This is a genomic window from Pseudomonas sp. KBN10P06128 (assembly GCF_037574945.1).
Taxonomy (GTDB): Bacteria; Pseudomonadota; Gammaproteobacteria; order Pseudomonadales; family Pseudomonadaceae; genus Pseudomonas; species Pseudomonas aeruginosa.
The window spans coordinates 4,803,828-4,830,144 of the sequence record NZ_JBBELR010000001.1 but is presented as its reverse complement, the minus strand read 5'-3'; the positions used below and the strand labels follow the sequence as shown (position 1 = coordinate 4,830,144).

The window sequence follows — 26,317 nt, the reverse complement described above, 5'->3', positions numbered from 1 at the left end:
GCCGGGCCGGATGGCCCGACGGTAGGGAAAGCCGCTCAGCCGATGCTGATCGGTGGCAGTTCGGCCAGCTCGACGCTGAGCTTCTCTTCCGGCGCCATGATCTCTGCTTCGCCGTCGACCACCTGCTTGCCTGCCTGGTTGAACACCCGCGTGGCCATGCGCACGCGGTTCTTCGGCAGCTTCTCGAGGACTTCCAGTTCGACCTTCAGGTCGTCGCCGAGCTTGACCGGACGGGTGAAGCGCAGGGTCTGGCCGAGATAGATGGTGCCTGGGCCGGGCAGCACGGTGGCGATCGCCGCGCTGATCAGGGCGCCGCTGAGCATGCCGTGGGCGATGCGTTCCTTGAACTGGGTGGTGGCCGCGTAGGCGGCGTCCAGGTGCACCGGGTTGCGGTCGCCGGAGACTGCGGCGAACAACTGCAGGTCGCGCTCGGCGATGCTGCTGGTGTACTCGGCCTTTTGCCCGACCTCTAGCTCGGCGTAGGGAATGTTCTGGACCTGGCTCATGTTCTCTCCTTTGTCGAATGATCCCGGCGGTGGCGCAGGGCCTGTTCCAGCCAGTCGATCAGGTCTTGGGTGACCGCGTCGCGGTTGCTCTCGTTGAACAGCTCGTGACGGGCCTCGGGATAGGTCTTCAGGGTCACCTGGCGCAGCCCGGCGCCGCGCAGGGCGTCGGCCAGGTCGCCCAGGCGCCTGCCCTGGCTGACCGGGTCGCGTTCGCCGCCGATGACCAGCAGCGGTAGGCCGGCATCGATCTGCCGCAGATGGGTGGGCGGGGTGATATCGGCCAGGCCGCCGAGCAGGTCCATCCACAACTGGTTGCTGCAGCGGAAGCCGCACAGCGGGTCGGCCACGTACCTGTCGACTTCCTGCGGATCGCGACTGAGCCAGTCGAAGGCCGTGCGATTGGGCTTGAACGCCTTGTTGAACGAGCCGAACGAGAGGAAGTCGATCAGCGCGCTCTTGCCCAGCGGCCCCTGGCGCCAGCGCTCGAAGCGGGCGATCAGGCGGGCGACCCGGTAGAGCGCTTGCGGCTGGTAGTTGGAGCCGGAAAGGATCGCCCCTTGCAGGCTGCAGCTGTGGTGCAGCAGGTAGGCCATGGAGATGTAGCTGCCCATGCTGTGGCCCAGCAGGAAGATCGGCAGTTCCGGGTGCTGCTGGCGGATATGGTGGTTCAGGCTGGCCAGGTCGCCGACCACCTTGCCCCAGCCGCCCTGGTCGGCGAAGTGGCCCAGCTCGTCGGCTTCGGCGGTCCGGCCGTGGCCGCGCTGGTCGATCGCATAGAAGTGGTAGCCGGCAGCGTTCAGCGCGGCGGCGAGACGCTCGTAGCGACCGGCGTGCTCGGCCATGCCGTGGGACAGCATCACCGCGCCGACGGCCGTTGCGCTCGGCCAGTGGCGGGTGTACAGCGGGGTTTCGTCGCTGGCGGGGAGCCAGTAGGCAGCGGCGGGCATGTTCGTTCCTTGTGCCGGGCGGACGCGTTCCGGCGCATTCTAGCAGCGTGCGCGGTTTCGTCCCGGAAAAGCGCCACCCTTGGGCACGGGCCGCTCTGGAATGGCGGGCGGCGAAGAGCGACAGGCTGGAGATTCACACTATCAATAAGGGCAGGAGGAGTATTTGCGCTGTCCGATGCAACTGCTAAGTTGCCCGATACCCCGCACACGCGGGCCAGACCCGCTCAGGTAAGAGGACAAGAATAAATGCAACCTGAATTCTGGAACGACAAACGCCCGGCCGGCGTACCCGACAGTCTCGACTTCGCCGCCTACCGTTCCGTGGTCGAGGTCTTCGAGCGCTCCTGCAAGAAATTCGCCGACCGCCCGGCCTTCAGCAATCTCGGCGTGACGCTCAGCTACGCCGAACTCGATCGTCTGTCCGCCGCCTTCGCCGCCTACCTGCAGAAACAGACCGATCTCCAGCCCGGCGACCGCATCGCGGTGCAGATGCCCAATGTCCTGCAATATCCCATCGCGGTGTTCGGCGCCTTGCGCGCGGGGCTGGTGGTGGTCAACACCAATCCGCTGTACACCGCCCGCGAAATGCGCCACCAGTTCAAGGACGCCGGCGTGCGTGCGCTGGTCTACCTGAACGTGTTCGGCAAGCTGGTCGAGGAAGTGCTCCCGGATACGCGGATCGAGTACCTGATCGAGGCGCGCATGGGCGACCTGTTGCCGGCGCTGAAGGGTTGGCTGGTGAACAGCGTGGTGAAGTCGGTGAAGAAGATGGTCCCCGATTATCGCTTGCCCCAGGCGCTGCCGTTCAGGCAGGCCTTGAAGCAAGGCCAGGGCCATGCCCTGCAGCCGGTCAGGGTCGGCCTGGAGGATGTCGCCGTGTTGCAGTACACCGGCGGCACCACCGGGGTCTCGAAGGGGGCGATGCTCACCCACGGCAACCTGGTGGCGAACATGCTGCAGGTCCACGCCCAGCTTTCCCAGCTCGGCAAGGATGGCCTGCCGCTGATGAAGGAGGCGCAGGAGGTGATGATCGCGCCGCTGCCGCTCTACCACATCTATGCCTTCACCGCGAACTGCATGTGCATGATGGTCAGCGGCAACCATAACGTGCTGATCACCAACCCGCGCGACATCCCCGGTTTCGTCAAGGAACTGAAGAAGTGGCGTTTCTCCGCGCTGCTCGGCCTCAACACCCTGTTCGTCGCGCTGATGGAGCACCCCGGGTTCAAGGACGTCGATTTCTCCAACCTGAAGCTCACCAACTCAGGCGGCACCGCACTGGTCAGCGCCACCGCCGAGCGCTGGAAGGGCGTCACCGGCTGCACCGTGGTGGAAGGCTATGGCCTCACCGAATGCTCGCCGGTGGTGACCACCAACCCCTACGGCGAGCAGGCACGCCTGGGTACGGTGGGGATACCGGTCGTGGGCACGGCGCTCAAGGTGATCGACGAGCAGGGCAACGAGCTGCCTGTCGGCGAACGTGGCGAACTCTGCGTGAAAGGTCCGCAAGTGATGAAGGGGTACTGGCAGCGTCCCGAGGCCACCGAGGAGATTCTCGATGCCGAAGGCTGGCTGAAGACCGGCGACATCGCGGTGATCGACGAGGACGGCTTCGTGCGCATCGTCGATCGAAAGAAGGACCTGATCCTGGTCTCCGGCTTCAATGTCTACCCCAACGAGATCGAAGACGTGGTGATGGCCCATCCGAAGGTGGCCAGTTGCGCGGCGGTGGGCATTCCCGACGAGAAGTCCGGCGAGGCGGTGAAGCTGTTCGTGGTGGCCCGCGACCCCAGCCTGTCGGTCGAGGAACTCAAGGCCTACTGCAAGGAAAACCTCACCGGATACAAAATTCCGCGACAGATTGTGCTCAAGGATGCATTACCGATGACGCCTGTGGGTAAAATCCTCCGTCGTGAGCTGCGCGAAATCGCCTGATAGCCTTACAAGGCTCTGAAACGGGCATTTGCCGGGGACAGGAAAGACCGTGACCGAGACTAATGTCTCGGTCATTTTTTTGACCGAATAGGTCATGTTTGGTGCTGGTCTGCCTCTGGCAAAGCTGATAATCTCGGCGCGCCTAATAGCCCTGGGTCCAGGGTTAGCGAGCAGATCACAACAAGATGCCGCCATGAGCGGTGAAGATTAGCTGTTGCTTAGGAGTGGGCTTCCATGATCGAAAACTTCTGGAAGGACAAGTACCCAGCGGGTATTGCTGCCGAGATCAATCCCGACCAGTACCCGAACATCCTGTCGGTACTGAAGGAGTCCTGCCAACGTTTTGCCACCAAGCCCGCGTTCACCAACCTGGGCAAGACCCTGACCTACGGCGAGCTGTACAAGCTGTCCGGCGACTTCGCCGCCTACCTGCAGCAGCACACCGATCTCAAGCCCGGCGACCGCATCGCCGTCCAGTTGCCCAACGTCCTGCAATACCCGATCGTGGTCTTCGGCGCCATGCGCGCCGGCCTCATCGTGGTCAACACCAACCCGCTGTACACCGCGCGCGAACTGGAACACCAGTTCAACGACTCCGGCGCCAAGGCGGTGGTCTGCCTGGCCAACATGGCCCACCTGGTCGAGGGCGTACTGCCGAAGACCGGCGTCAAGCAGGTGATCGTCACCGAAGTCGGCGACATCCTGCCGCCGCTGAAGCGCTTCATCGTCAACTTCGTGGTCAAGCACATCAAGAAGATGGTGCCGGCCTACAGCCTGCCGCAAGCCACCAAGCTGACCGACGCGCTGGCCAGGGGCGCCGGCAAGTCGTTCCAGGAAGCCGCGCCGCAGGCCGACGACGTCGCCGTGCTGCAATACACCGGCGGCACCACCGGGGTCGCCAAGGGCGCCATGCTGACCCACCGCAACCTGGTGGCCAACATGTTGCAGTGCAAGGCGCTGATGGGCGCCAACCTCAACGAGGGCTGCGAGATCCTCATCGCGCCGCTGCCGCTGTACCACATCTATGCCTTCACCTTCCATTGCATGGCGATGATGCTCACCGGCAACCACAACATCCTGATCACCAACCCTCGCGACCTGCCGTCGATGCTCAAGGACCTCGGCCAGTGGAAGTTCACCGGCTTCGTCGGCCTGAACACCCTGTTCGTCGCCCTGTGCAACAACGAAACCTTCCGCAAGCTGGACTTCTCCGCGCTGAAGCTGACCCTCTCCGGCGGCATGGCGCTGCAACTGGCCACCGCGGAGCGCTGGAAGGAAGTCACCGGCTGCGCCATCTGCGAAGGCTACGGCATGACCGAGACCGCGCCGGTGGTATCGGTCAACCCGTTCCAGAACATCCAGGTCGGCACCATCGGTATCCCGGTGCCCTCGACCCTGTGCAAGGTGATTGGCGACGACGGCCAGGAAGTGCCCCTGGGCGAGCGCGGCGAACTCTGCGTGAAGGGTCCGCAGGTGATGAAGGGCTACTGGCAGCGCCAGGAAGCCACCGACGAGATCCTCGACGCCGATGGTTGGCTGAAGACCGGCGATATCGCCATCATCCAGGAAGACGGCTACATGCGCATCGTCGACCGGAAGAAGGACATGATCCTGGTCTCCGGCTTCAATGTGTATCCGAACGAACTGGAAGACGTGCTGGCGACCCTGCCGGGCGTCCTGCAGTGCGCCGCGATCGGCATCCCCGACGAGAAGTCCGGCGAGTCGATCAAGGTCTTCGTGGTGGTCAAGCCGGGGGCGACCCTGACCAAGGAACAGGTCATGCAGCACATGCATGACAACCTGACCGGCTACAAGCGGCCGAAGGCCGTGGAGTTCCGCGACAGCCTGCCGACCACCAACGTCGGCAAGATCCTGCGCCGCGAACTGCGCGACGAAGAGCTGAAGAAAGCGGGCCAGAAGTAAGTCCGCCGTTGCCTGAAGAAGCCCCGCCGATGCGGGGCTTCTTCGTTGCAGGCAGTCGGTTGCGGGGTGAGCGGTGTGCGGACGTGCCGGCAGCGCATCACCTGCCGGAGGAACCCCCCATGGCCCGCCTCGATCCTGCCCTGGCCGAAGAAATACGCCGTCTGCCGATCAGCCGGCGTCTGGAACTGACCCAGGCATTGCTGCATCGCGCCGGCCTCGAGGTGGAGCGCCAATGGCTGCGAGTGGCCGAGGATCGCCTCGCCGACTGCCGGGCGGGGACCGCCGATGCGCTGCCGCTGGCCGAGATGCTCAAGCGACTGGGGCGCTGAGAGGGCCATCGCCCACCTGCAGCGTCGGCCGTATCGCGGCAGCGAGCGTTAACCGGGATTCTTCCTCTTCCGCTCAAATCTGCGACAATTCCGAATATTTTTCGCCTCGGCAGTGGCCGGAGCTTCTCCCGTCCTCCGCGACTGCGGCACGCTCACAGCATTCGAAAAGCCTAGATGACCGACCAGACTCCTTCCCTCGACCAACTCGTCCGGCGCCTCGACCAGGCCCAGATCAGCGACCGCCACCGCTTGCGCCGGCAGCTCCACGAACTGCGCAAGCAGCCCGACGACGCGCGCCTGGCGCAGTGGGTCGAGCGCTTCCAGACCTCCTGCGCCAAGGTCGAGGCGCGGCGCGCCAGCGTGCCGGCGATCCGCTACGACGACAGCCTGCCGATCGCCGCCAAGCGCGACGAGATCAAGGCCGCTATCGCCGCCCACCAGGTGGTGGTGATCGCCGGCGAGACCGGCTCGGGCAAGACCACCCAGTTGCCGAAGATCTGTCTGGAGCTGGGTCGCGGCATCCACGGCCTGATCGGCCATACCCAGCCGCGTCGGCTGGCGGCGCGCAGCGTGGCGACGCGGGTCGCGGAAGAGATCGGTACGCCGCTGGGCGCGCTGGTCGGCTACCAGGTGCGCTTCGAGGACCAGAGCGACGACAGCACCCTGGTCAAGCTGATGACCGACGGCATCCTCCTGGCCGAGACCCAGCACGACCGCTACCTGGAGCGCTACGACACGCTGATCGTCGACGAAGCCCACGAGCGCAGCCTGAACATCGACTTCCTCCTCGGCTACCTGAAGACCCTGTTGCACCGGCGTCCGGACCTGAAGCTGATCATCACCTCGGCGACCATCGACCTGGAGCGTTTCTCCCGGCATTTCGACGGCGCCCCGGTGATCGAGGTTTCCGGCCGCACCTATCCGGTGGAGACCTGGTACCGGCCGCTGGCGGCGGAAACCGACGAGGAGGGCAACCGGGTCGAGGACGACCTGTCGGTGGACCAGGGCATCCTCGCCGCCCTCGACGAGATCGCCGCCCACGAACGCGAGGTCGGCAAGCGGCCCGGCGACGTGCTGGTGTTCCTCCCCGGCGAGCGGGAGATCCGCGACGCCGCGGAGATGCTGCGCAAGGCCAACCTGCGCCACACCGAGGTGCTGCCGCTGTACGCGCGACTGACCCCGGCCGAGCAGCAGAAGATCTTCCAGCCGCGCCCGGGACGCAAGATCGTGCTGTCCACCAACGTCGCGGAAACCTCGCTGACGGTGCCGGGCATCCGTTACGTGATCGACAGCGGCACCGCGCGGATCAGCCGCTACAGCTACCGCGCCAAGGTCCAGCGGCTGCCCATCGAGGCGGTGTCGCAGGCCAGCGCCAACCAGCGCAAGGGCCGTTGCGGACGGGTCGAGCCGGGCATATGCGTGCGTCTCTACAGCGAGGAGGACTTCAACGCGCGTCCGGCCTTCACCGACCCGGAAATCCTCCGCACCAACCTGGCCGCGGTGATCCTGCAGATGCTGCACCTGCGCCTCGGCGACATCGAGGCGTTCCCCTTCATCGAGCCGCCGGACGGCAAGGCGATCAAGGACGGCTTCACCCTTCTGCAGGAACTGTCGGCGGTCAACCGCGAAGGCCAGCTGACCCCGCTGGGGCGCCAACTGGCGCGCCTGCCGATCGACCCGAGGCTGGGCCGCATGCTGCTGGAGGCGGCCCAGCAGGGTAGCCTCGAGGAAGTGTTGACGGTGGCCAGCGCGCTGTCCGTGCAGGACCCGCGCGAGCGTCCGGTGGAGCGGCAGCAGGCCGCCGACCAGGCGCACGCGCAATGGAAGGATCCGGATTCCGACTTCGCCGCGCTGATCAATCTCTGGCGTGGCTTCGAGGAGCAGCGCCAGGCGCTGGGTTCCAACGCCCTGCGCAGCTGGTGCCGGAAGAACTTCCTCAACTACCTGCGCCTGCGTGAGTGGCGCGACGCCCACCGCCAACTGACCCTGATCTGCCGCGAACTGAAGCTGCCGTTCGGGCGTCCGGCCAAGGCCGAGGCGCGCAAGCCGGAGGCGAAGAAAGGCGCGTCGGCCGACAACGAACGCGAGGTACCGGGGATCGATTACGCGGCGGTCCACAAAGCGATCCTGTCCGGCCTGCTCAGCCAGATCGGGCAGAAGGCCGAGGAAGGCGACTACCTCGGCGCTCGCCAGCGACGTTTCTGGATCCATCCGTCCAGCGGCATCGCTCGCAAGCGCCCGCAATGGATCATGGCCGCGGAACTGGTGGAGACCACCAAGCTGTTCGCCCGAATGGTCGCGAAGATCGAGCCGGACTGGCTGGAGCCGCTGGCCGGGCACCTGATCAAGACCAACCACTTCGAGCCGCACTGGGAGAAGCGTCGTGGCCAGGTGGTGGCGTTCGAGCAGGTCACCCTCTACGGCCTCATCGTCATCGGTCGACGTCCGGTGCACTATGGTCCGATCGACCCGCCGGTGGCGCGCGAGCTGTTCATCCGCGAAGGCCTGGTGCGCGGCGAGATCAACAGCCGCGCCAGGTGCCTGAGCGCCAACCGGCAGTTGCTGGAAAAGCTCGACGAGCTGGAAGCCAAGGCACGCCGGCGCGACATCCTGGCCGACGAGGAAACCCTGTTCGCCTATTACGACGCGCGCCTGCCGGCGGATATCTACCAGACCGCCAGTTTCGAGAAATGGTACGCCCGCGAGCGGCAGAACCAGCCGGACCTGCTGCTGATGCGCGAGGAAGACGTGCTGGCCCGCGAAGCCAGCGAAGTCACTGCGGCGCAGTACCCGGATCGCCTGCGCCTGGGCGATCTGCACCTGTTGCTGAGCTACCAGTTCGAGCCCGGCACCGCGCGCGACGGCGTCACCGTGCGGGTACCGGCGCCGCTGCTGCCGCAATTGCCGGCCGAACGCATCGACTGGCTGGTGCCCGGCCTGCTCTACGACAAGGCGGTGGCGCTGGTGCGCAACCTGCCGAAGGCGATCCGCAAGAGCTTCGTGCCGGTACCGGACTTCGTCCGCGCCGCCCTGGAGCGCATCACCTTCGGCGAAGGTTCGCTGCCGCAGGCGCTGGGCCGCGAGCTTCAGCGCATGACCGGCGTGCGGGTAGCCGATGAGGCCTGGGCCGAGGCGGCGACGCAGTTGGACGATCACCTGCGGATGAACATCGAGGTGGTCGACGCCCAGGGCAAGTTCCTCGGCGAGGGCCGCGACCTGGCCGAACTCACCGCGCGTTTCGCCGAAGCCAGCCAGGCGGCCCTGGCGATACCCCAGGTCGACAAGGAACAGCAGCGTCCGGTGGAGGCCAAGGCCTTTGCCAGCGTCGCCGAGAAGGCCCAGCAGAAGGTCGCCGGATTGTCGATGACGGTATACCCGGCGCTGGTGGAGGAGCAGGGCGAGGTCAAGGAAGGGCGCTTCCCGACCCAGGCCGAGGCCGACTACCAACATCGCCGCGCCCTGCAACGACTGCTGTTGCAGCAACTGGCCGAGCCGGCCAAGTACCTGCGCGCCAAGCTGCCGGGGCAGACCGAGATGGGCCTGCTGTACCGCGAGCTGGGACGGGTCGAGGCGCTGGTCGAGGACATCCTCCTGGCCAGTCTCGACAGTTGCGTGCTGCAGGGCGAAGGCCTGCCGCGCGACGGCGCCGCCCTGGCCGCGCTGGCCGAGCGCAAGCGCGCTGCCTGGCACGAGCACGCCGAGCGCCTGGCACGCCTGGTGCTGGATATCCTCAAGCTCTGGCACGGCCTGCAGAAGCGCTTCAAGGGCAAGGTCGAGCTGGCCATGACCGTGCCGCTGAACGACGTCAAGGGCCAACTGGCCAACCTGGTGTATCCGGGGTTCGTCCGCGCCACCCCGCTGGAGTGGTTGAAGGAGTATCCGCGTTACCTCAAGGCCATCGAGCAGCGCCTGGACAAGGTCGCCGGCCAGGTCCAGCGCGACCGGGTGTGGAGCGGCGAGCTGGGCGAACTCTGGGCGCAATACCAGGCGCGCCTCGCCAAGCACGCCCAGGAAGGCAAGCGCGACGCCGAGTTGCAGGTGTATCGCTGGATGCTGGAGGAGTACCGGGTCTCGTTGTTCGCCCAGCAACTGGGGACCCGGCTGCCGGTCTCGGACAAGCGCCTGGCCAAGCAGTGGAGCCAGGTCGAGGGCTAGTTCCAGGGATGCCGCGCGAAATGAAAAAGGCGCGCCGGTCGAAACCGGCGCGCCTTTTTCGTTCTGGTCCGATCAGTCGCGCAGGTTCAGTGCGCGACGGATGGTGAAGAACAGGTCGGTCTGGTCGGTCAGGCCGGTGACATTGGCGGCCTGCGGGCCGTAGGCGGCGATGCGCAACTGGGTGCCGGTGTGCTCCTGGGAGCCTTCCTCGGAGTTGCCGTAGCTGATCGCCAGCGGCGCGCCGTCCTTGGTCGTGAGCAGTTGGGTCAGCCCCGGCGCGGCGGTTTCCGGCGGGATGATCTGGCTGGAGTGGGCGTGGTCGGCGGTGACGATCACCAGGGTCTCGCCATCGGCCTTGGCGAAGGCCAGGGCCTTCTGCACGGCTTCGTCGAGGTCGACGGTCTCGCCGATCTGGCCGCACGGATTCGCGGCGTGGTCCTGCTTGTCGATGGACGCGCCCTCGACCTGCAGGAAGAAGCCGTTCGGATTGTCCTTCAGCAGCTCGATGGCCTTGCTGGTCATTTGCGCCAGGGTCGGGATGTCGGCGGTGCGCTTCGGGTTCGCCTCGCAGCTCACCGCCGGCTGGTTCAGGTTGCCGTGGTAGGTGGCGGTCGGACCGAGCCAGCGCACTGGCATGTTGCCCGGCGCGAACAGGCCGATCAGCGGCTGCTTCTGGTTGGCGCGGCGCACGGCTTTCAGCTCGTCGAGGTTCTCGACGATCCGGTAGCCGCGGGCTTCGGCCTGGGTGCGGAGGGTCTTGCCGGCATAGCGGCCAGCCTTGGCGGTTTCCGCGAAGGTCGCGGCGCCGCCGCCGAGGACCACGTCAGGGCGGGTCTTCAGCCATTGCTCGGTGATCGAGCCGGCGCCGCCGTTCTCCAGGGCATTGCTCGGGCACTGCTTGCTGGTGGCTTCGGGGCCGTAGCACTTGCGAGCGGTGACGTGGGCGAGCAGGGCGGCCGGGGTGGCGTCCTGCAGCTCGGCGGTGGAGACGTTGCCGGTGGCCTTGCCGTTGAGCTTGGCCAGCTCCAGCAGGTTGCGGTGTGGCTGTTCGTGGATATCCACGCCGATTGCGCCGTTGTACGACTTGACCCCGGTGGTCCAGGCGGTGGCGGAGGCGGCGGAATCGGTCACGTAGTCCGGCAGGCCGCTGTCCTTATGCAGGGAGTAGTGGGTGTACTGGCCGGTCAGCGGCAGCGCATCGATACCCTTGAAGTAGCCGCCCGCGCCGCGCGCGTAGTTGCGCGCCACGGTGATCTCGGAGTCGCCCATGCCGTCGCCGATCAGCAGGATCACGTTCTTCGCCTTCTTCTTCGACAGCGACTGCTTCAGGGCCTGGGTCAGGTCCTGCTCGACGCGCCGTGCGCCGCCGTATTCGCTGAGTTCGCCACGGGCCTGGCGGTTGAACAGCGACGGATCGTCCTGGCGCGCCTGGGCCGGCAAGGCGCTGCCGAGCACGGCCATGGAGACGGCAAGAGAGAGGGCGAGGGGATAACCTGGGGTCATGACGCATTTCCCTATGTTGAGGAGGTGGCTGTGCGAGACGGCGGGGCCATCCGGCGAGTGCTACGAAAGTAGGGAAGGGTGATGACGGGCTTGTGACAATTTCTTTCGAAGTGTGTGGAGCGCGCGACGCATCACGTCGTGACGAGCGGGGAGCGAGCCGGTATGGTGCGCAGGTCTATTCCGGTTCGTTCAAGGAAAGCCTTCATGAGTCTGCACGGCGTTTACGATTCCCAGAACATCTTCGCCAAGATCATTCGCGGCGAAGCTCCCTGCTACAAGGTCTACGAAGACGAGGACGTGCTCGCCTTCCTCGATCTGTTCCCGCAGTCCTACGGGCATACCCTGGTGATTCCCAAGCACGCCGAGGCGCGCAACCTGCTCGAGATCGATGCGCAGAACCTGGCCAAGGTCATGGCCGTGGTCCAGCGCCTGACCCGCGCCCTGGTCGAGGAGGTGCAGCCGGACGGCGTGCAGGTCGCCCAGTTCAATGGCGCCCCCGCCGGGCAGACGGTCTTCCACATCCATTTCCACATCGTCCCGCGCTTCAGTGGCGAGAACCTCGGCATCCATGCGGCGAAGCAGGGCGACCCGGAAGTGCTCGCACAACTTCAGGAGCGTTTGGCGCAGCGTCTGCAAGGCTGATTGCGCAAGGGCCGGCCCGGGACGGGGGCGGTCCTTCGCTCGTCGGATTTCTCTGAAATATTTTGTTACATACTGTCGAGGGTCAGGCGCGCCGCGGTTTTCCGGCGATGTGCGCAACAATTTGCACAGTTTTTTTGACGTAGCATCCGCGCTATCCCGCTCTTCGGAGCGACCACGGCGAACAGGGACGCCAGCCGTGCAGGTTTTTCGAGAAACAGGGGACAGCGGATGTTCAACCCGGCCAACCAGACCCACTTCAGCCTCAGCCTCGACGGCCTCCGTCACGACCTGCAGGTTCTCGAATTCAGCGGCCACGAAGGCATCAGTCGCCCCTACCGTTTCGAACTCGAACTGGTCGGAGAGCGTGCCGGCCTCGACCTCGAAACGTTCCTCCACCGGCCCGCCTTCCTCGCCTTCACCCCGCAGGGCCAGGGTGTCCACGGCCTGGTCTACGGCGCTGCCCAGGGCGATGCCGGCAAGCGCCTGACCCGCTATCGCCTCACCCTCGTCCCACACCTGGCCTACCTCGCCCAGCGCAACAACCAGCGGATCTTCCAGCACCTCACGGTGCCGCAGATCGTCGCCCTGATCCTCGAGGAGCACGGCATCCTCGCCGACGCCTACCGCTTCCAGCTCGGCACCCGGTATCCCGAGCGCGAATACTGCGTGCAGTACGACGAAAGCGACCTGCATTTCGTCCAGCGCCTCTGTGCCGAAGAGGGCATCCATTTCCATTTCCGGCACAGCGCCGAGGCGCACCTGCTGGTGTTCGGCGACGACCAGACGGTGTTCCCCCGCCTGGGCCGTCCCACCGCCTACGTGCACGACAGCGGGCTGGTCGCCGACGAACCGGTGATCAAGCGCTTCAGCCTGCGCCTGGCCAGCCGCACCACGCGCACCACTCGCCGCGACTACGACTTCGAGAAGCCGCGGCTGCTGCTGGAGGCCGGCAATCGCCCCGCTGCCGACGCCCCGGCCGAGCCGGACCTGGAGGACTACGACTACCCCGGTCGCTTCGTCGATCGCCAGCGCGGCAAGCTGCTCAACCAGCGCGCCCTGGAGCGGCACCGCGCCGACTGGCGCCTGGGCGAAGGGGTCAGCGACCAGCCGCTGCTGGTCAGCGGGCACTTCCTGGAGATCGCCGAGCACCCGCGCGCGGAGTGGAACGACCTGTGGCTGCTCAGCGAAATCTTCCACGAAGGCAAGCAGCCGCAGGTGCTGGAAGAGAACGTCACCTCCGACACGTCGGCCAGCACGGACGACTTCCAGCAGGGCTACCGCAACCGCTTCCTCGCCACGCCCTGGGAGGTGTTCTTCCGCCCGCCGCTGGAGCACCCGAAGCCGCGCGTGCTGGGCAGCCAGACCGCGGTGGTGACCGGCCCGCCGGGCGAGGAAATCCACTGCGACCGCTACGGCCGGGTCAGGGTGCAGTTCCACTGGGACCGCGAGGGCCAGGGAGACGACAAGAGCAGTTGCTGGCTACGCGTAGCCAGCGGTTGGGCCGGCAACGGCTATGGCGGCATCGTCATTCCGCGGGTCGGCATGGAAGTGCTGGTGGACTTCCTCGAAGGCGATCCCGACCAGCCGCTGGTCAGCGGCTGCGTCTACCACGCCGCCCACCCGGTGCCCTACGAGTTGCCGGCGAACCAGACCCGCAGCGTCTTCAAGAGCCTCAGCAGCCCTGGCGGCGGTGGCTACAACGAGCTGCGCATCGAGGATCGCAAGGGCCAGGAACAGATCTTCGTCCATGCCCAGCGCGACTGGGACGAGAACATCGAGCATGACCAGAAGATCCGCGTCGGCCACGAACGCCACGACACCGTGGAGGCGAACAGCTACAGCGAGTTCAAGGCCGAGGAGCATCACACCGTGCACGGAGAGCGCAAGGTCGAGCTGAAGGCCGATGACCACCTGACGGTCGGCGACAGCCAGCACGTGAAGCTCGGTCGTGCCTACCTGGCCAGGGCCGGGCGCGAGATCCACCTGAAGGCCGGGCAGAAGATGGTGATCGAGGCTGACAGCGAACTGACGGTGAAGGCCGGCGGCAGCTTCATCCGGCTTGACGCAAGCGGCATCGCCATCAGCGGCCCGCTGGCACGGATCAATGCAGGCGGCGCACCGGGAAGCGGCTCGGGGATCGCGATCAAGATGCCGCGGGTGCCGGGCATGGCCGACCAGGACAGCCCCGGCGCGCCACCCGAGGCGGTCGCGGCCAACCTGCCGCCGCGACAACCGGTTTGCGAAGAGTGCCTGCTACAGGCGAAGAAAAGAGGCCAGGCGCTCGCCGAGCGCTGAGGAACCGCGATGACGCCGAACCCCCGCCATTGGGCCCGCGAGTTGTGGCAGCGCTCCCGCGATCGCGGCTTGCAGACCCACATCGATGTATTGGTCGATGCCACCGGGCTGGACGACTATCCCTTGCTCGCCGAGCACGCGCGGCAAAGCGATCCTCCGGCGCTGTTCAAATTGCTGAAGCAAACCCCGGAGGCCGCCCTGGCCGGCGAGGGCCCGCTGCTGCTGCGCCTGGAAGACGGCCACGCGGCCTGGCTGGACGAGCTGCTCGAGCGCATCGACTGCCGCCGCCACCTGATGCTCCTGTTCAGCCCCTGGCCGTTGCCGCGCCTGGGCGAGCACCTGCGCAGCTGCACCCAGGCCGAGTGGAACCAGGGCCGTTCCAGCGGCGTGCTGCGTTTCTACGAGCCGGGCCTGTTCATGGCCGTCAGCGACATGCTCGACCCCCGGCAGAGCCGTTACCTGCATGCCCCGGTTTCCAGCTGGCACTGGCTGGACCGCGACGGCCGGCCGAGGGAGCTGGCCGGTCATTACCAGGCCCACGAGACGCCGCCGCTGCAAGCGGCCCTCCGCCTGGAAGCGCACCAAGTCGCCGCCTTGCGCGCCTGGAGCGAGGCCGAAGCCTACCGCCGCGAATACTTCGTGCTGCCCCGCGAGCATGGCCTGGGCGGCCAGGAAAGCCTGCTCCAGCATCTGGTCCAGGCGCACCTGGCCGCCGACCGCCAGGGCTTGCAGGACTTCGACCAGCGCGATGCCTTCGTCGCCCAGTGGCTGCGCGAACAGACCCCCGGCCCCGGCTTTTCCCCGGCGGGAACGAGTCGCGCATGAACGCGCGCGGCATCGGCCTTCCCGCCCTGCTTCCGGGGCCCCTGCTGGCCGCGGGCTGCCAGAGCGGGCCGGACATGCTGGCGGCGCCGGTGATGGGTTCCAACCATACGTCCGCGGCGATCAATTGGTTTTCGGTGAATGGGGCGGGTGGACCGCGTTTAGCCCCTTATCAGGGGGATGGTAGCCAGGTTTGTTGCGGAGTGATTCCAAAGAAGTGGAATCCAAATTTGAAAGCTGTCGTGGAATGGGAGAAAGATCCCAAACCGCACGCCGCTATAAGGCGAGATAAATATGGACGGCTGGATAAAGATGATTACTTGAGACATGCCTCAAGCTACACCCGACACAAGATGATCGTGGATATACCTAGATGTAGTGAAAAAATATGCCTGTTGCAGGTGCATTTCCTCCCGTGCGACCAGGTCGCGGTCTCAACAACCTATTACAGCCAGGGGCATCCAGAGTATCCAGATAGAAAGTATTTTCAGAAGAGAGAGCCTTCATGCAAAAGCTCTTGAATGCAAAGGGGTTAAGGACACCTGTTTGGCTGATTGCTTTACTGATAGGTTTTTTGTTTTTACAAGCGTGCCAGGCAGGCCCTGATATGGTGTCTACTCCTATCGGAGGATACAACCATACTTCGGCGGCTATTAACAGATTCAGTGTAAATGGTGCTGGCGGATTAAACCTTGGTCCATTTCAGGGGGGAGCAGGGCAGGTATGTTGTGGTGTCGTTCCTAGAGTTTGGAAGCCGGGCTTGAAGGCAACCGTAGAGTGGGAGGTAGATCCTGAGCCAGGGGCTTATAAAGACTGGCCGGAAAGATATTTTCAGATGGCTGGAGAAAACGTATGAGAGGGCATGGACTCTTGTATGTTCGTCATAAGGAAACTGTCGATATACCTTCTTGTGATAGTAAGGAGATTTGTTCGCTAAAAATACACTTTCTTCCATGTGATAAGGTTGCTACTTTAGCTGCCTGTTATACGCCGTTTCATCCTGAATATCCGAATAAAGGTTACTTTGATATGAGGGGTATGTCATGCAGAAGTTGATGAACTTGATCTGTGTGGGAAATAAAAAGTCCATTGGGCTGGTGGTTTTTCTCAGCACCTTCTTTGGGCTGGTGGCATGCCAAGCTGGGCCTGAAGTGCTGTCTGCACCTGTCATGGGTTACAACCATACTTCGGCGGCGATTAACGAATTTACGGTGAATGGTGCCGGGGGGGCAAACCTGGGCCCTCATCAGGGCGGAGGTGGGCAAGTATGTTGTGGCGTGATTCCAAAGTACTGGGTGCCGGGTTTGGAGGCGATTGTAGAGTGGGAAATTGATCCTAATCCTAAGGCTGAACTAAAGCGAGATCGGTACGGGAGTCTGGATATGCAGGACTATCGACGACATGCTAAAAATTACACGCACCACAAGGCGGTTGTTGAAATACCTAGGTATGAAAGGCCTGGGCCGATAAGAGTTCACTTTCTGCCTTGCAATCAGGTTCGTATAACTGCTGCGGCCACTTCTCCGGGGTACCCTGGATATCCTTATAACTATCCGATGGTTATGGAGAGAGTGGCAGAATGTCCGAAGAAATAAATGTCTTGCGAGAAGATATTCGTGTGACTGTCAGTGTTGCTCCTGAATTTCCGAAGGAAAGGCTTCTTCCGCTTGAGCCAAGTGTTCTCTCTAAGAATATAAGTCGGCAGGTAGAAGAAGAGCGGAAGTATAATGAGGAAAAAATCAAGCGGGATAGGGAGGGTGGCGGAGAAAGCAGTGGAATACCTTGTTGTAAGACTCTGCATGTGAGCATAGGCTATGATGGCACTAATAATAATGATCGGGCTGATGGTGCATCATTGCCGCCTTCTAGAAGTAATGTGGCAAAGCTATTTCATGCTTCTGTCGGAGAAGGTTCCGTGCAGGAAGGGTTGGGTTTCTTTCGATATTACTGCCCTGGGGTTGGTACGGTATTTCCAGATATTCGGGAATATACTCCGTCGAGTCTCGGTTTGATTGCGGCGGCTGGTGGGGAGAACAGAGTAAACTGGGGAATAACCCGCTTGGTTGATGTTTTGCAAGGAACGCTTACCCCAGAAAGTCCTCTTCTGCTAGATGAGTCTCAAACAATGATTGAGAACATGGCAACTAATGGAGTTGCCAAGGTTCTAACCGGTGGGTTATTGGAGAACGGCGAAAAAAAACGCCGAGCTGCCTTGGAGCCAAAACTCAAGGAACTGGAAGAAAAGCTTCGACAGCGTCAGAACTCTGGGCAGAAACCGCATATCCTGGCCATGCGCTTGTATGTCTATGGATTCTCCCGTGGGGCGGCGGAGGCACGGACATTCGCCAACTGGCTACAGGAACTGACCCGGGCCAGCGGTGCCGACGGTCGGGTGGAATACCGCTTCGCCGGCCTACCGATCTCCATCGAGTTCCTCGGCCTTTTCGACACCGTGGCCGCCGTGGGCCTGGCGGATAGCGCGCCGTTCGCCGCCGGGCATATGGATTGGGCCGACGACACCATGCGTTTGCCCGATGAGGCCCAGGCTCAGTGCCTGTCGACCATCCTGCCAGAGGACTGCTCTTTTCTGAAACGTTGCGTGCATTTGATCTCATGCCATGAGCAGCGTGCCAGTTTTCCGCTGGATTCGATTCGCCGTCGCGACCTGGATGCCAACGGACGTCGTACGGGGCCTTCCTGCTATCGGCAGGGTACGGTGGAATATGCATACCCTGGTGTTCACTCGGATGTTGGAGGGGGTTATGGCGTTGGCAACCAGGGTAAGGCGGTGGGAGGTTCGGAATTCCTGCTATCCCAGATAGCGCTGCAGCATATGTATGCGGAAGCTTTTGGTGCCGGTGCTCCTTTGCAGGTTCCCAAATCAGCCGTTCATCCGGACTTTCATGAAGTCTGGCGGGAGATGACGCCTGAAACCGAAGCGGAGTTCAGCGTCTCCGAAGAACTCGCCACCCGTTTCAACGCCTGGCAGGCCCAGGCCAAGGCCGGCCCCCTGGAAGAGGTGATCCGTCGCGAGACCGCGTTGATCACCGCCTGGCGCATCGACCGCTATGCCGGCGGGCTGCGCAACAAGGCGTTCTTCGCCAATGTCCCGCCGGACATGCCGGAAGCCCAGCAGAAGGCCTGGGAGGCCCTGCACAAGCGGCGTAGCCGGGAGTACGCGGCCGCCCAGCAGGGCAAGCCGCTCCCGCCGATGAGCGCCGCCGAACAGGCGGAGTGGGATCGCAACGTGGCGCTGATCGGCGGCGAGGACAAACTGCGCGACCTGCGGGTGGAGAAGCAGTTCGACCCGCCGCTGGACCAGCGCCAACTGCTCGGCGCCGCCGCCGAATTCGCCCATGACTACAAGGGCGACTGGGGCGTGCTCGACGACTGCATGACGGTGGGGGGAGTGATCGACCTGCTGCTCGGCGGCACCGTATTCCTGATCAACGAGGAAGACGAAGCCGAGGAATACAGCCAGATCCACCGCGACGGCAGCGCGCGCTACCACCAGTTGTTCAGCGCTCCCGACCGGGTGGCGCCGGGCCAGGAAAAACTGGTGGCGCTGTTCGACGAACAGGTGCACGACTCCCGCGCCTGGTTCATGAACACTTCGGCGATAGGCCCGCGAGAACCTTTCACCGACTACTTCCGCTATCGCCTGGTGCATTTCGACAACGAGTCGAACAAGCGGCTCTCGGTACTGGCCACCGCCGGGCGGGTGGTAGGCGTCGGGGTGATGCTGGCCAGCGTCGGCCTCAGCGTCAAGCGTCGCGATCCGCGGATGCTGCTCGGGCTGTTCCTGCCATCGCTGGCGCGTCCGCTGCTGAGCGGCAAGGTCGGCCTGCCGGAGATCAGCGCCTTCGACCCGCTGACCGGGATCGCCTTGCCGATGGTCGGCGGGGCGGCGCTGGACAACCTGCGGGCCTTCACCCGCGAGCCTGGCGACAAGGTCGAGCAGATCGGCCAGTTGCCGCCACCGCCGCCGCTGGCGGTCGCGGCGGTGCAATCGCCCGCATTGCAGCAGGTGCTGCTGGCTCAGCAGACCGTGGAGGCGCTCAAGGCGCGCGACCTGGGCAGCCTGGCCGGGCTGGTGGCCAAGGCCGAACTCACCCAGGCGCCCGCGGCGGCGACGCCGGCCTGGCTCGCCGAGGCGAAGCAGGCCTTGCAGGACATGGGCACGGAGCAGGCGCAACCGCCGGGCTCCGGCTCGGCGCCGGGCTGGCTGCAGCGCGGCAAGGACCTGATGGAATCGCTTTGAACCTCGACCGGCGAACGCGGCCGACCTGTCGCCCCGGATCATTCGGCGCGGATGTCGAACCCGCTGCTGGCCTCGCTGACGATGCGGAAGCGCGCGTTGCCGTCCGCGGCGATCCGGGTTCTCAGCTCGCGGTTCAGCAGGCCCTTGCCGCAGAGAGTGTCGTCCTGGGTATCGATGCCGATACCGACCACATGCTCGCCCGCCGGCACCTGGAAGCTGGCTTCCTCGCCGACGCCGATGCGCGCGGCGACCTGGCGGTCGATAAGGAACGCCACGTAGCAGCCGCCGCCCAGGTAGCCATAGTCGCGGTGGACTTCCAGCCGGCCGCCACCGCTCACCGGTTGCTGGTAGCCGAGCAGGCGTTCGGCGGGGATCGCCCGGGTCTTCTCGGCGGGAACCGAGGAACAGCCAGCCAGGAGGAAAAGGATCGCTACGGCGTACATCGGGCGCATGAAGGCTCTCCGTCGAAAGGTTTCCTCAGGCTAGCCCAGTTTCGCTGGAGCGCGGAGCGACGGGGCGGAGTGGGCTAGAATGCCTGGCCTGTTCTCCCGGAGCTGACTACCGATGCGCCAGGCCCTGCTGATCGTCGACGTGCAACCCTGTTTCGCCCCGCCGGACTGGCTGCTGGAAGGCATTGGCCAACTGCTCGGGCGGATGCCCTCGGTGGCCAGCGTCGAGCGCCATGACGAGTCGCGTACGCCGTTCCAGCGCCAGCTCGGCTGGCGACCGCCGCTCGACGATGCCTGCCTGGTGGCGGCCGACCGGGTCTTCATCAAGCATGGCTACCTGCCGACGGCGGAACTCGTCGACCATCTGCGTGCGCTGCGAGCGGAACGGGTGCTGGTCTGCGGCATCCAGGCCGACACCTGCGTGCTCGCCGCCGGCTTCGCCCTGTTCGACGCCGGCCTGCAACCGACCCTGGTCGGCGACCTGGTGCTCGGCTCCTCGCTGGATCGCTCGGGGGAGCTGGGTGTGCGCCTGTGGAAGCATCATTTCGGCCAGGTCGTCAGCCTGGCCGAGGTGCTGGCGGATTGAGGCTCAGTGGGGCCGACTGAGCAGCGCGACCGTGGCCTCGGCATTCATCATCCGCGCCGCCGCCAGCGGCGTCAGCCCGGCGGCGTCCTGGGCGTCACGACGGGCGCCGTGGGCCAGCAGGCTGGCGGCGACCTCGGCCTGGTTGAACATGGCCGCCATCATCAGTGCGGTCTTGCCGTCGGCCGAGGCGCCCTCGACGTCGGCGCCGCCGGCGAGGAGCAGTTCGACCATCGCCAGGTCGCCCTTGAACGCAGCGCCGGCCAGCGGTGTCTGCCCGGCCAGGTTGCGCAGGTCCGGGTCGGCCTTGTAGGCCAGCAGCAGGCGTACCGTGTCGGCGTGGCCATGGTAGCTGGCCAGCATCAGCAGGCTATCGCCCTTGTGGTTACGCAGGTTCGGCGGCAGGCCCTGTTGCAGCAGTTGCTCGAGGCGCTGGCTGTTGCCCTGGCGGGCCAGGTCGAACAGTTGGTGGACGAACTCCTGGGTTTCCATATCCAGTTCTGGGCGAGGGCTATCGGTCATGGGGCTGCTTCCTTGTGAATACCGGGTTTGCCGAATGATAGGCGGCCTTGCCGAGGTGGGCTGTTGAGCGTTGCCTATGGGGCGGGTTGGCAAATTCAATCGATGGTTGGGGTGGGAAGGTGCCAGCCTGCTGTGACCGGAAGCCGGCCTGGTTGCGTCGTCTTTACAGTTCGATACGGATATCGGTGGCGAAAACGGGGAAAATAAACCGATCGTGCGCCTATCGGCTGTGCCCGGCGCGCACTCTGGAATATCCTTGTCGCCTTCGATACCACTGAGCGGTGCGCGCGCTTGCCGAAGCGAGGCGGTGGCACACTGCGCAATGGCCGACCTTGCCCGGGCCCTGTACGAAAGCGCGCCGCCAACGTCTTTTCGTAGAGCGCCCGGCATCGCCGCGAGCGAACCCGTTTCCGGTGCCGGCCCCAGGCGGGCACCGCTATGCCTAATCGGCCCCGTTCGACGGCGGCCCAGCGAGAGAAGAGGAACAACTGTGCATAAAGCCGTCATCAGCGGAACCGGTCTTTATACTCCGCCCTACAGCATCTCCAACGACGAGCTGGTGGAGAGCTTCAATACCTTCGTGCGCCAGTACAACGACCAGCACGCCGAGGCCATCGCCAAGGGCGAACTGGAGGCGCTGGCCGAGTCCAGCTCGGCGTTCATCGAGAAGGCGTCCGGCATCAAGAGCCGCTTCGTGATGAACAAGGAAGGCATCCTCGACCCGCAGCGCATGGTTCCGTACCTTCCCGAGCGCAGCAACGACGAGTGGTCGATCCTCTGCGAGATGGCCGTGGCCGCCGCCAGGGAGGCGCTGCAGCGTGCCGGCCGCAGCGCCGCCGACATCGACGGGGTGATCGTCGCCTGCTCCAACCTGCAGCGCGCCTACCCGGCGATCGCGGTGGAGGTGCAGGCCGCGCTGGGCATCCAGGGCTACGGCTACGACATGAACGTGGCCTGCTCCTCGGCCACCTTCGGTATCCAGGCCGCCACCACCGCGATCCAGACCGGCCAGGCGCGGGCGATCCTGATGGTCAACCCGGAGATCTGCACCGGCCACCTGAACTTCCGCGACCGCGACAGCCACTTCATCTTCGGCGACGCCTGCACCGCGGTGATCGTCGAGCGCGCCGACCTGGCCGGGTCGAAGCACCAGTTCGACATCGTCAGCACCAGGCTGCTGACCCAGTTCTCCAACAACATCCGCAACAACTTCGGCTTCCTCAACCGCGCCGACGAGAGCGGTATTGGCAAGCGCGACAAGCTGTTCGTCCAGGAAGGCCGCAAGGTGTTCAAGGATGTCTGCCCGATGGTCGCCGAGCTGATCGGCGAGCACCTGGCGGCCAATGAAATCCAGGTCGCCGAGGTCAAGCGCTTCTGGCTGCACCAGGCCAACCTGAACATGAACCTGCTGATCACCCGCAAGCTGCTCGGCCGCGACGCCGAGGCGCACGAGGCGCCGGTGATCCTCGACAGCTACGCGAATACCAGTTCCGCCGGCTCGGTGATCGCCCTGCACAAGCACCAGGATGACCTGCCCAGCGGCGCCATCGGGGTGCTCAGCTCGTTCGGCGCCGGTTACTCGATCGGTAGCGTGATCCTGCGTAAACACTGATCGTGGCGGCGCCTACCGACGCCGAGCTGCTGCCGCGCCTGCTGGCCGGCGAGCAGCGAGCCTTCCGCGAGCTGGTTGGCGCCTACCAGGGCGCCATGCGGGCCGTGGCCTGGGCGATCATCGGCAGATCGCATACCGAGGAAGTGGTGCAGGACGCCTGGCTCGCGGCGGTTCGCGGGCTGGACGGGTTCCAGGGGCGTTCGAGCCTGAAGACCTGGCTGCTGACCATCACCGCCAATACCGCCAAGAGCCGCTTGCGCCAGGTTCGCCGGGAAGTTTTCCTCGACGACCTGCCGGGGCCCCATGGTACGGTGGATGACCAGCGCTTTGCCGCCGACGGTCACTGGAGCCAGCCGCCGCACGCCTGGCACGAGGATTCGCCGGAAGCCCTGCTCACCGAGGGCGAACTGCGCGATTGCCTGGACAAGACCCTCAACGGTCTGTCCGAACTGCAGCGCAGCGTGCTGACCCTGCGCGAACGCCAGGGCTTGGAGCTGGAGGAAATCCGTGATCTCCTGGATATCACGCTTTCCAATGTCCGGGTGCTGCTGCATCGCGCCCGCCTGAAGGTCTTCGCCACCCTGGAGCATTTCGAGGAGACCGGCCAATGCTGAGTTGCAAGGAACTGGTCGCCCGGTCCAGCGACTTTCTCGATGGGCAACTGGACTTCCGCGGACAACTGGCGGTGCGCAGCCACCTGCTCATGTGCCGGCATTGCCGGCGCTTCATCCGCCAGATGCGCCTGACCCAGGCGACCGTGCGCCATCTGCCGGAAGGGCAGGGGCCGGAACTCGACCGCCTGGCCGCGCATCTCTCCGAGTTGCGCAAGGACGCCGCGCGGCGCTGAGCCGGGGTACCCTCGACACCAAGCCGCCGTCCGCGATTCGTGGGCGGCGGCTTTTTCGTTTCCGCTATCCGGCGTGGGCGAACCGAACCCGGCCTGGCGTGGGCGGCTCTCTCTTCCGCGTGACGAGGTCGAGGAGTGTGGCTGGGCTTGGCGGATATCGCTGCGCGATATGCGCCCTACGGAGGGGCGGCAATCCGTTTCGCTGGGCGGGCATCCGAAGTCGAGGAGAACGCCTGGGACCTGGCGGATATCGCCGCCCGATATTTCTCCAGCAGGGGCAAACCCTGACGCCAGGCGAAGGGACGGGAAATTTTTTTCGACTCCGCTGTAACGCCGCCGGGGGGGCTCCGTCCATTGGAGCGAGGACGCCATACCGGCGCCCGCTACCAACTTCAGGAGTTACCCATGAAAAAGATTTCCCTCGCTTCCTCCGTCGTCGGCGCTGCTCTGCTCGGCGTAGCCAGTGTCGGCGCGCATGCCGCGCAGAATCCCTTCGCCGTGCAGGAGCTGAGCAGCGGCTACAGCGTGGCTGCCGCCGAGAAGGCCAAGGAAGGTTCCTGCGGCGAGGCCAAGTGCGGTGCCGACAAGGGCAAGCGCGAAGCCTCCAAGGCCGGCCATGAAGGCAGCTGCGGTGCGGATCGCAAGGCCAAGGAAGGTTCCTGCGGTGGCGAGAAGAAGGCCGGCGAAGGCAACTGCGGCGCCGACAAGAAGAAGTCGTAAGGCCTGAGGAGACGGACCATGCAACGGGAATTCGTCAGCGGCGCCGGGCTAGGCCTGCGTCGCGCGCTGCTGGAGCCGCTCGGCGCCGGCGATGAGGTCCGGGTCGACTTCCTCGAGGTCGCCCCGGAGAACTGGATCGGCATCGGCGGCCGTCTCGGCCGCCAGTTCCGCGAGCTGACCGAGCGCCTGCCGTTCCTCTGCCATGGTCTGTCTCTCAACCTCGGCGGCTACGCCCCGCTGGACATGTCGTTGCTGCGCGCGATCAAGGGTTTCATCGAGCAGCATGGCATCCGTGCCTACAGCGAGCACCTGTCGGCCTGCGCCGACGACGGCCAGCTCTACGACCTGATGCCGCTGCCGTTCAGCGACGAGTCGGTGCGCCGGGTCGCCGAACGGGTCAGGGTGGTACAGGACGTCCTCGAGCGGCCGTTGATCGTCGAGAACGTCTCGGCGTATGCGCGCTTGCCGGGCGAGCTGGAAGAGGTCGATTTCGTCCGCGCGGTACTGGAGGAAGCCGATTGCCAATTGCTGCTGGACGTCAACAACGTCTACGTCAACGCCTGCAACTTCGGTTTCGACGCCCACGCCTACATCGCCGCGATGCCCAGCCGGAGGATCGCCTACCTGCACATGGCCGGGCACGACGAACAGGGCGCCAGCCTGAAGATCGATACCCATGGCGCGCCGGTCTGCGATCCGGTCTGGGAACTGCTGGCACATGCCTATGCCTGCCATGGCGAACGCCCGACGCTGCTGGAGCGCGATTTCAACCTCCCGCCACTGAGCGAGCTGTATGCCGAAACCGATCGCATCCGCGAGCTGCAGCGGCGCAGCGGTGAAGCGCAACTGCGCAGCCTGGGGTACGGCACATGAACCACACGACCTTGCAACGGCGTTTCGCCGCACGTATCCGCGATCCGCAGCAGGCCTTGCCGCCCGGCATCGCGACGGAGCGCATGGCGATCTACGAGGAACTGTTCTTCAACAACCTGGACGGTTTCATCAGCAGCGGTTTCCCGGTCCTGCGCCAGTTGTTCGACGAGCCGCGCTGGCATCGCCTGGTGCGTGCCTTCATGCGCGAGCATCGCTGCCGCACACCGTACTTCAGCCAATTGGGCGAGGAGTTCATCGGCTGGCTGCAGGACGGCTACCGCGCGGAGGAGGGCGATCCGCCCTTCCTGCTGGAGCTGGCTCACTACGAGTGGGTCGAGCTGGCCCTGTCGCTGGCCGAGGCGCCTGTCGAGACGCTGCCGCAGGCCTGGTCGTGGTCGCCACTGGCCTGGCCGCTGGCCTATCGCTGGCCGGTCCATCGCCTGGGGCCGAGCCATCGGCCGGTGGAGCCGCCGGCCGAGCCGACCTGCCTGCTGGTCTGGCGCGATCCGGCGGAGCGGGTGCGCTTCCTGCACCTGTCGCCATTCGCCTATCGCCTCGCGCAGCGCCTGAGCGAGGAGGGGGAGGCGTCGGTGACGCTGCTGCCGTTGTTGCGCGAGTTGGCCGGAAGCTGCGGCCTGAGCGCCGACGCGGAGTATTTCGAAAATGCCTTCGCCTTGCTGGAGGACTGGCACGCCCAGGGCATCCTCATGGGCGAGGGCGCTCTGGAGTGATGATGAAGACTGTCTTCTTGCGTTTACAGCATGCCCTCGACGTCACCCGTCGAGCGGATTTCCTCGCCCCGCTGGCGCTGCGCCTGTACCTGGCGCCGGTGTTCTGGATGGCCGGCAGCCAGAAGCTGGCGGACATGCCGGCCACCATCGAGTGGTTCGGCAATCCCGACTGGGGACTCGGTCTGCCGTTTCCCGAACTGCTGGCCTGGCTCGCCGCGCTGAGCGAGGCCGGTGGCGCCGTGCTGCTGTTGTGCGGCCTGGCCGTGCGCTGGATCAGCCTGCCGCTGATGGTGACCATGCTGGTAGCGATCTTCGCCGTGCACTGGCCGAACGGCTGGCAGGCGATCGCCGATCCGTCCGCGCCGTTCGCCAACACCCAGGTGCTGGAGGCCGGCGAGAAGCTGGCGCGGGCCCGGGAAATCCTGCGCGAATACGGCAACTACGACTGGCTGACGTCGAGTGGAAGCTTCGCCATCCTCAACAACGGCATCGAGTTCGCCGCGACCTACCTGGTGATGTTGCTCGCGCTGTTCTTCGGCGGCGCCGGCAAGTGGCTTTCTGCTGACTTCTGGATTGCGCGAAAATTGCGCTGAGCTTTCTACCCATATCGAATAACCCGAAAGGCCCGTAGTAGAGGGCTTTTCGCGTTATTCGCATTGGAG

The 26,317-nt window shown here is 65.0% G+C and carries 25 protein-coding genes; 20 read left to right on the top strand and 5 right to left on the bottom strand.

From position 1 onward, the window contains the following. Positions 1-35: 35 nt before the first annotated feature. Entirely contained in the window at positions 36-506 is a 471-nt protein-coding gene (locus tag VQ065_RS22605; protein ID WP_003091647.1) for a MaoC family dehydratase, read from the bottom strand. Then, entirely contained in the window at positions 503-1,453 is a 951-nt protein-coding gene (locus VQ065_RS22600; protein ID WP_003091646.1) for an alpha/beta hydrolase, read from the bottom strand. The genes VQ065_RS22605 and VQ065_RS22600 overlap by 4 nt, the downstream gene beginning before the upstream one ends. A gap of 246 nt (positions 1,454-1,699) precedes the next feature. Here VQ065_RS22600 and fadD2 point away from each other — a divergent pair, with 246 nt between their 5' ends. The 4 genes from fadD2 to hrpA all read left to right on the top strand — a co-directional run bounded on the left by fadD2 (position 1,700) and on the right by hrpA (position 9,795). Beyond that, complete coding sequence (gene fadD2, locus VQ065_RS22595) at positions 1,700-3,388, top strand: long-chain-fatty-acid--CoA ligase FadD2 (protein WP_003091644.1); 1,689 nt, start codon at positions 1,700-1,702, stop codon at positions 3,386-3,388. A 234-nt stretch (positions 3,389-3,622) separates the two neighbouring features. Then, the gene (gene fadD1 / locus VQ065_RS22590; RefSeq protein WP_003091643.1) at positions 3,623-5,311 is read left to right on the top strand and encodes a long-chain-fatty-acid--CoA ligase FadD1; all 1,689 of its coding nucleotides are present in this window, start codon (positions 3,623-3,625) and stop codon (positions 5,309-5,311) included. A 119-nt stretch (positions 5,312-5,430) separates the two neighbouring features. Further along, entirely contained in the window at positions 5,431-5,640 is a 210-nt protein-coding gene (locus VQ065_RS22585) for a hypothetical protein (protein WP_003091642.1), read from the top strand. 174 nt (positions 5,641-5,814) lie between these two features. Next, positions 5,815-9,795 (top strand): ATP-dependent RNA helicase HrpA, encoded by a 3,981-nt coding sequence (gene hrpA, locus VQ065_RS22580; RefSeq protein ID WP_003091640.1) that lies wholly within the window; start codon positions 5,815-5,817, stop codon positions 9,793-9,795. A 72-nt stretch (positions 9,796-9,867) separates the two neighbouring features. Here the strand turns inward: hrpA and phoA are convergent, their stop codons facing one another. After that, positions 9,868-11,298 carry an alkaline phosphatase gene (gene phoA, locus VQ065_RS22575; protein WP_003091639.1) on the bottom strand — a complete coding sequence of 477 codons (1,431 nt, stop codon included), beginning with the start codon at positions 11,296-11,298 and terminating at the stop codon, positions 9,868-9,870. A 204-nt stretch (positions 11,299-11,502) separates the two neighbouring features. Here phoA and VQ065_RS22570 point away from each other — a divergent pair, with 204 nt between their 5' ends. The 8 genes from VQ065_RS22570 (at position 11,503) to VQ065_RS22535 (ending at position 19,318) form a co-directional block, all read left to right on the top strand. After that, a complete protein-coding gene (locus VQ065_RS22570) occupies positions 11,503-11,940 on the top strand; it encodes an HIT family protein (RefSeq protein ID WP_003091638.1) in 438 nt (145 codons plus the stop codon). 228 nt (positions 11,941-12,168) lie between these two features. Then, entirely contained in the window at positions 12,169-14,235 is a 2,067-nt protein-coding gene (gene tssI / locus VQ065_RS22565) for a type VI secretion system Vgr family protein (protein WP_014603942.1), read from the top strand. Between the two features lie 9 nt (positions 14,236-14,244). Beyond that, positions 14,245-15,060 carry a DUF4123 domain-containing protein gene (locus VQ065_RS22560; protein WP_003091635.1) on the top strand — a complete coding sequence of 272 codons (816 nt, stop codon included), beginning with the start codon at positions 14,245-14,247 and terminating at the stop codon, positions 15,058-15,060. Next, positions 15,057-15,578 carry a DUF3304 domain-containing protein gene (locus tag VQ065_RS22555; protein ID WP_003091634.1) on the top strand — a complete coding sequence of 174 codons (522 nt, stop codon included), beginning with the start codon at positions 15,057-15,059 and terminating at the stop codon, positions 15,576-15,578. The genes VQ065_RS22560 and VQ065_RS22555 overlap by 4 nt, the downstream gene beginning before the upstream one ends. Continuing rightward, complete coding sequence (locus tag VQ065_RS22550; protein ID WP_079380431.1) at positions 15,563-15,913, top strand: DUF3304 domain-containing protein; 351 nt, start codon at positions 15,563-15,565, stop codon at positions 15,911-15,913. Before VQ065_RS22555 ends, VQ065_RS22550 begins: the two co-directional genes overlap by 16 nt. Continuing rightward, positions 15,910-16,113, top strand: coding sequence for a DUF3304 domain-containing protein (locus VQ065_RS22545; protein WP_071534585.1), 204 nt, complete (start codon positions 15,910-15,912; stop codon positions 16,111-16,113). Before VQ065_RS22550 ends, VQ065_RS22545 begins: the two co-directional genes overlap by 4 nt. After that, entirely contained in the window at positions 16,101-16,652 is a 552-nt protein-coding gene (locus tag VQ065_RS22540; protein ID WP_034004990.1) for a DUF3304 domain-containing protein, read from the top strand. Before VQ065_RS22545 ends, VQ065_RS22540 begins: the two co-directional genes overlap by 13 nt. Further along, positions 16,637-19,318, top strand: coding sequence for a T6SS phospholipase effector Tle1-like catalytic domain-containing protein (locus VQ065_RS22535; RefSeq protein ID WP_071534586.1), 2,682 nt, complete (start codon positions 16,637-16,639; stop codon positions 19,316-19,318). Before VQ065_RS22540 ends, VQ065_RS22535 begins: the two co-directional genes overlap by 16 nt. Before the next feature lie 38 nt (positions 19,319-19,356). Here VQ065_RS22535 and VQ065_RS22530 read toward each other — a convergent pair whose 3' ends face one another. Then, positions 19,357-19,770 (bottom strand): hypothetical protein, encoded by a 414-nt coding sequence (locus VQ065_RS22530; RefSeq protein WP_003091632.1) that lies wholly within the window; start codon positions 19,768-19,770, stop codon positions 19,357-19,359. Positions 19,771-19,882: 112 nt separating this feature from the next. Between VQ065_RS22530 and VQ065_RS22525 the strand changes: the two genes are divergently transcribed. After that, on the top strand, positions 19,883-20,353 hold the full coding sequence (locus tag VQ065_RS22525; protein WP_003091631.1) for a cysteine hydrolase family protein: 471 nt from the start codon (positions 19,883-19,885) through the stop codon (positions 20,351-20,353). 3 nt (positions 20,354-20,356) lie between these two features. Here the strand turns inward: VQ065_RS22525 and VQ065_RS22520 are convergent, their stop codons facing one another. Further along, positions 20,357-20,872: an ankyrin repeat domain-containing protein gene (locus VQ065_RS22520; protein WP_003091630.1), complete on the bottom strand. Its 516-nt coding sequence runs from the start codon at positions 20,870-20,872 to the stop codon at positions 20,357-20,359. Between the two features lie 490 nt (positions 20,873-21,362). Between VQ065_RS22520 and VQ065_RS22515 the strand changes: the two genes are divergently transcribed. The 7 genes from VQ065_RS22515 to VQ065_RS22485 all read left to right on the top strand — a co-directional run bounded on the left by VQ065_RS22515 (position 21,363) and on the right by VQ065_RS22485 (position 26,248). Then, positions 21,363-22,484: a beta-ketoacyl-ACP synthase III gene (locus VQ065_RS22515; protein ID WP_003091629.1), complete on the top strand. Its 1,122-nt coding sequence runs from the start codon at positions 21,363-21,365 to the stop codon at positions 22,482-22,484. A gap of 2 nt (positions 22,485-22,486) precedes the next feature. Continuing rightward, complete coding sequence (locus tag VQ065_RS22510) at positions 22,487-23,098, top strand: RNA polymerase sigma factor (protein ID WP_003091628.1); 612 nt, start codon at positions 22,487-22,489, stop codon at positions 23,096-23,098. After that, the gene (locus tag VQ065_RS22505) at positions 23,092-23,331 is read left to right on the top strand and encodes an anti-sigma factor family protein (RefSeq protein ID WP_003091627.1); all 240 of its coding nucleotides are present in this window, start codon (positions 23,092-23,094) and stop codon (positions 23,329-23,331) included. The genes VQ065_RS22510 and VQ065_RS22505 overlap by 7 nt, the downstream gene beginning before the upstream one ends. Positions 23,332-23,736: 405 nt before the next feature. Next, on the top strand, positions 23,737-24,051 hold the full coding sequence (locus VQ065_RS22500; protein WP_003091625.1) for an HvfA family oxazolone/thioamide-modified RiPP metallophore: 315 nt from the start codon (positions 23,737-23,739) through the stop codon (positions 24,049-24,051). Positions 24,052-24,069: 18 nt separating this feature from the next. Continuing rightward, positions 24,070-24,924 (top strand): HvfB family MNIO-type RiPP peptide maturase, encoded by an 855-nt coding sequence (locus VQ065_RS22495; RefSeq protein WP_003091624.1) that lies wholly within the window; start codon positions 24,070-24,072, stop codon positions 24,922-24,924. Then, the gene (locus tag VQ065_RS22490) at positions 24,921-25,655 is read left to right on the top strand and encodes an HvfC family RiPP maturation protein (RefSeq protein WP_003111723.1); all 735 of its coding nucleotides are present in this window, start codon (positions 24,921-24,923) and stop codon (positions 25,653-25,655) included. Before VQ065_RS22495 ends, VQ065_RS22490 begins: the two co-directional genes overlap by 4 nt. A gap of 2 nt (positions 25,656-25,657) precedes the next feature. Further along, complete coding sequence (locus tag VQ065_RS22485) at positions 25,658-26,248, top strand: HvfX family Cu-binding RiPP maturation protein (RefSeq protein ID WP_003091622.1); 591 nt, start codon at positions 25,658-25,660, stop codon at positions 26,246-26,248. The last annotated feature ends 69 nt before the right edge of the window (positions 26,249-26,317 follow it).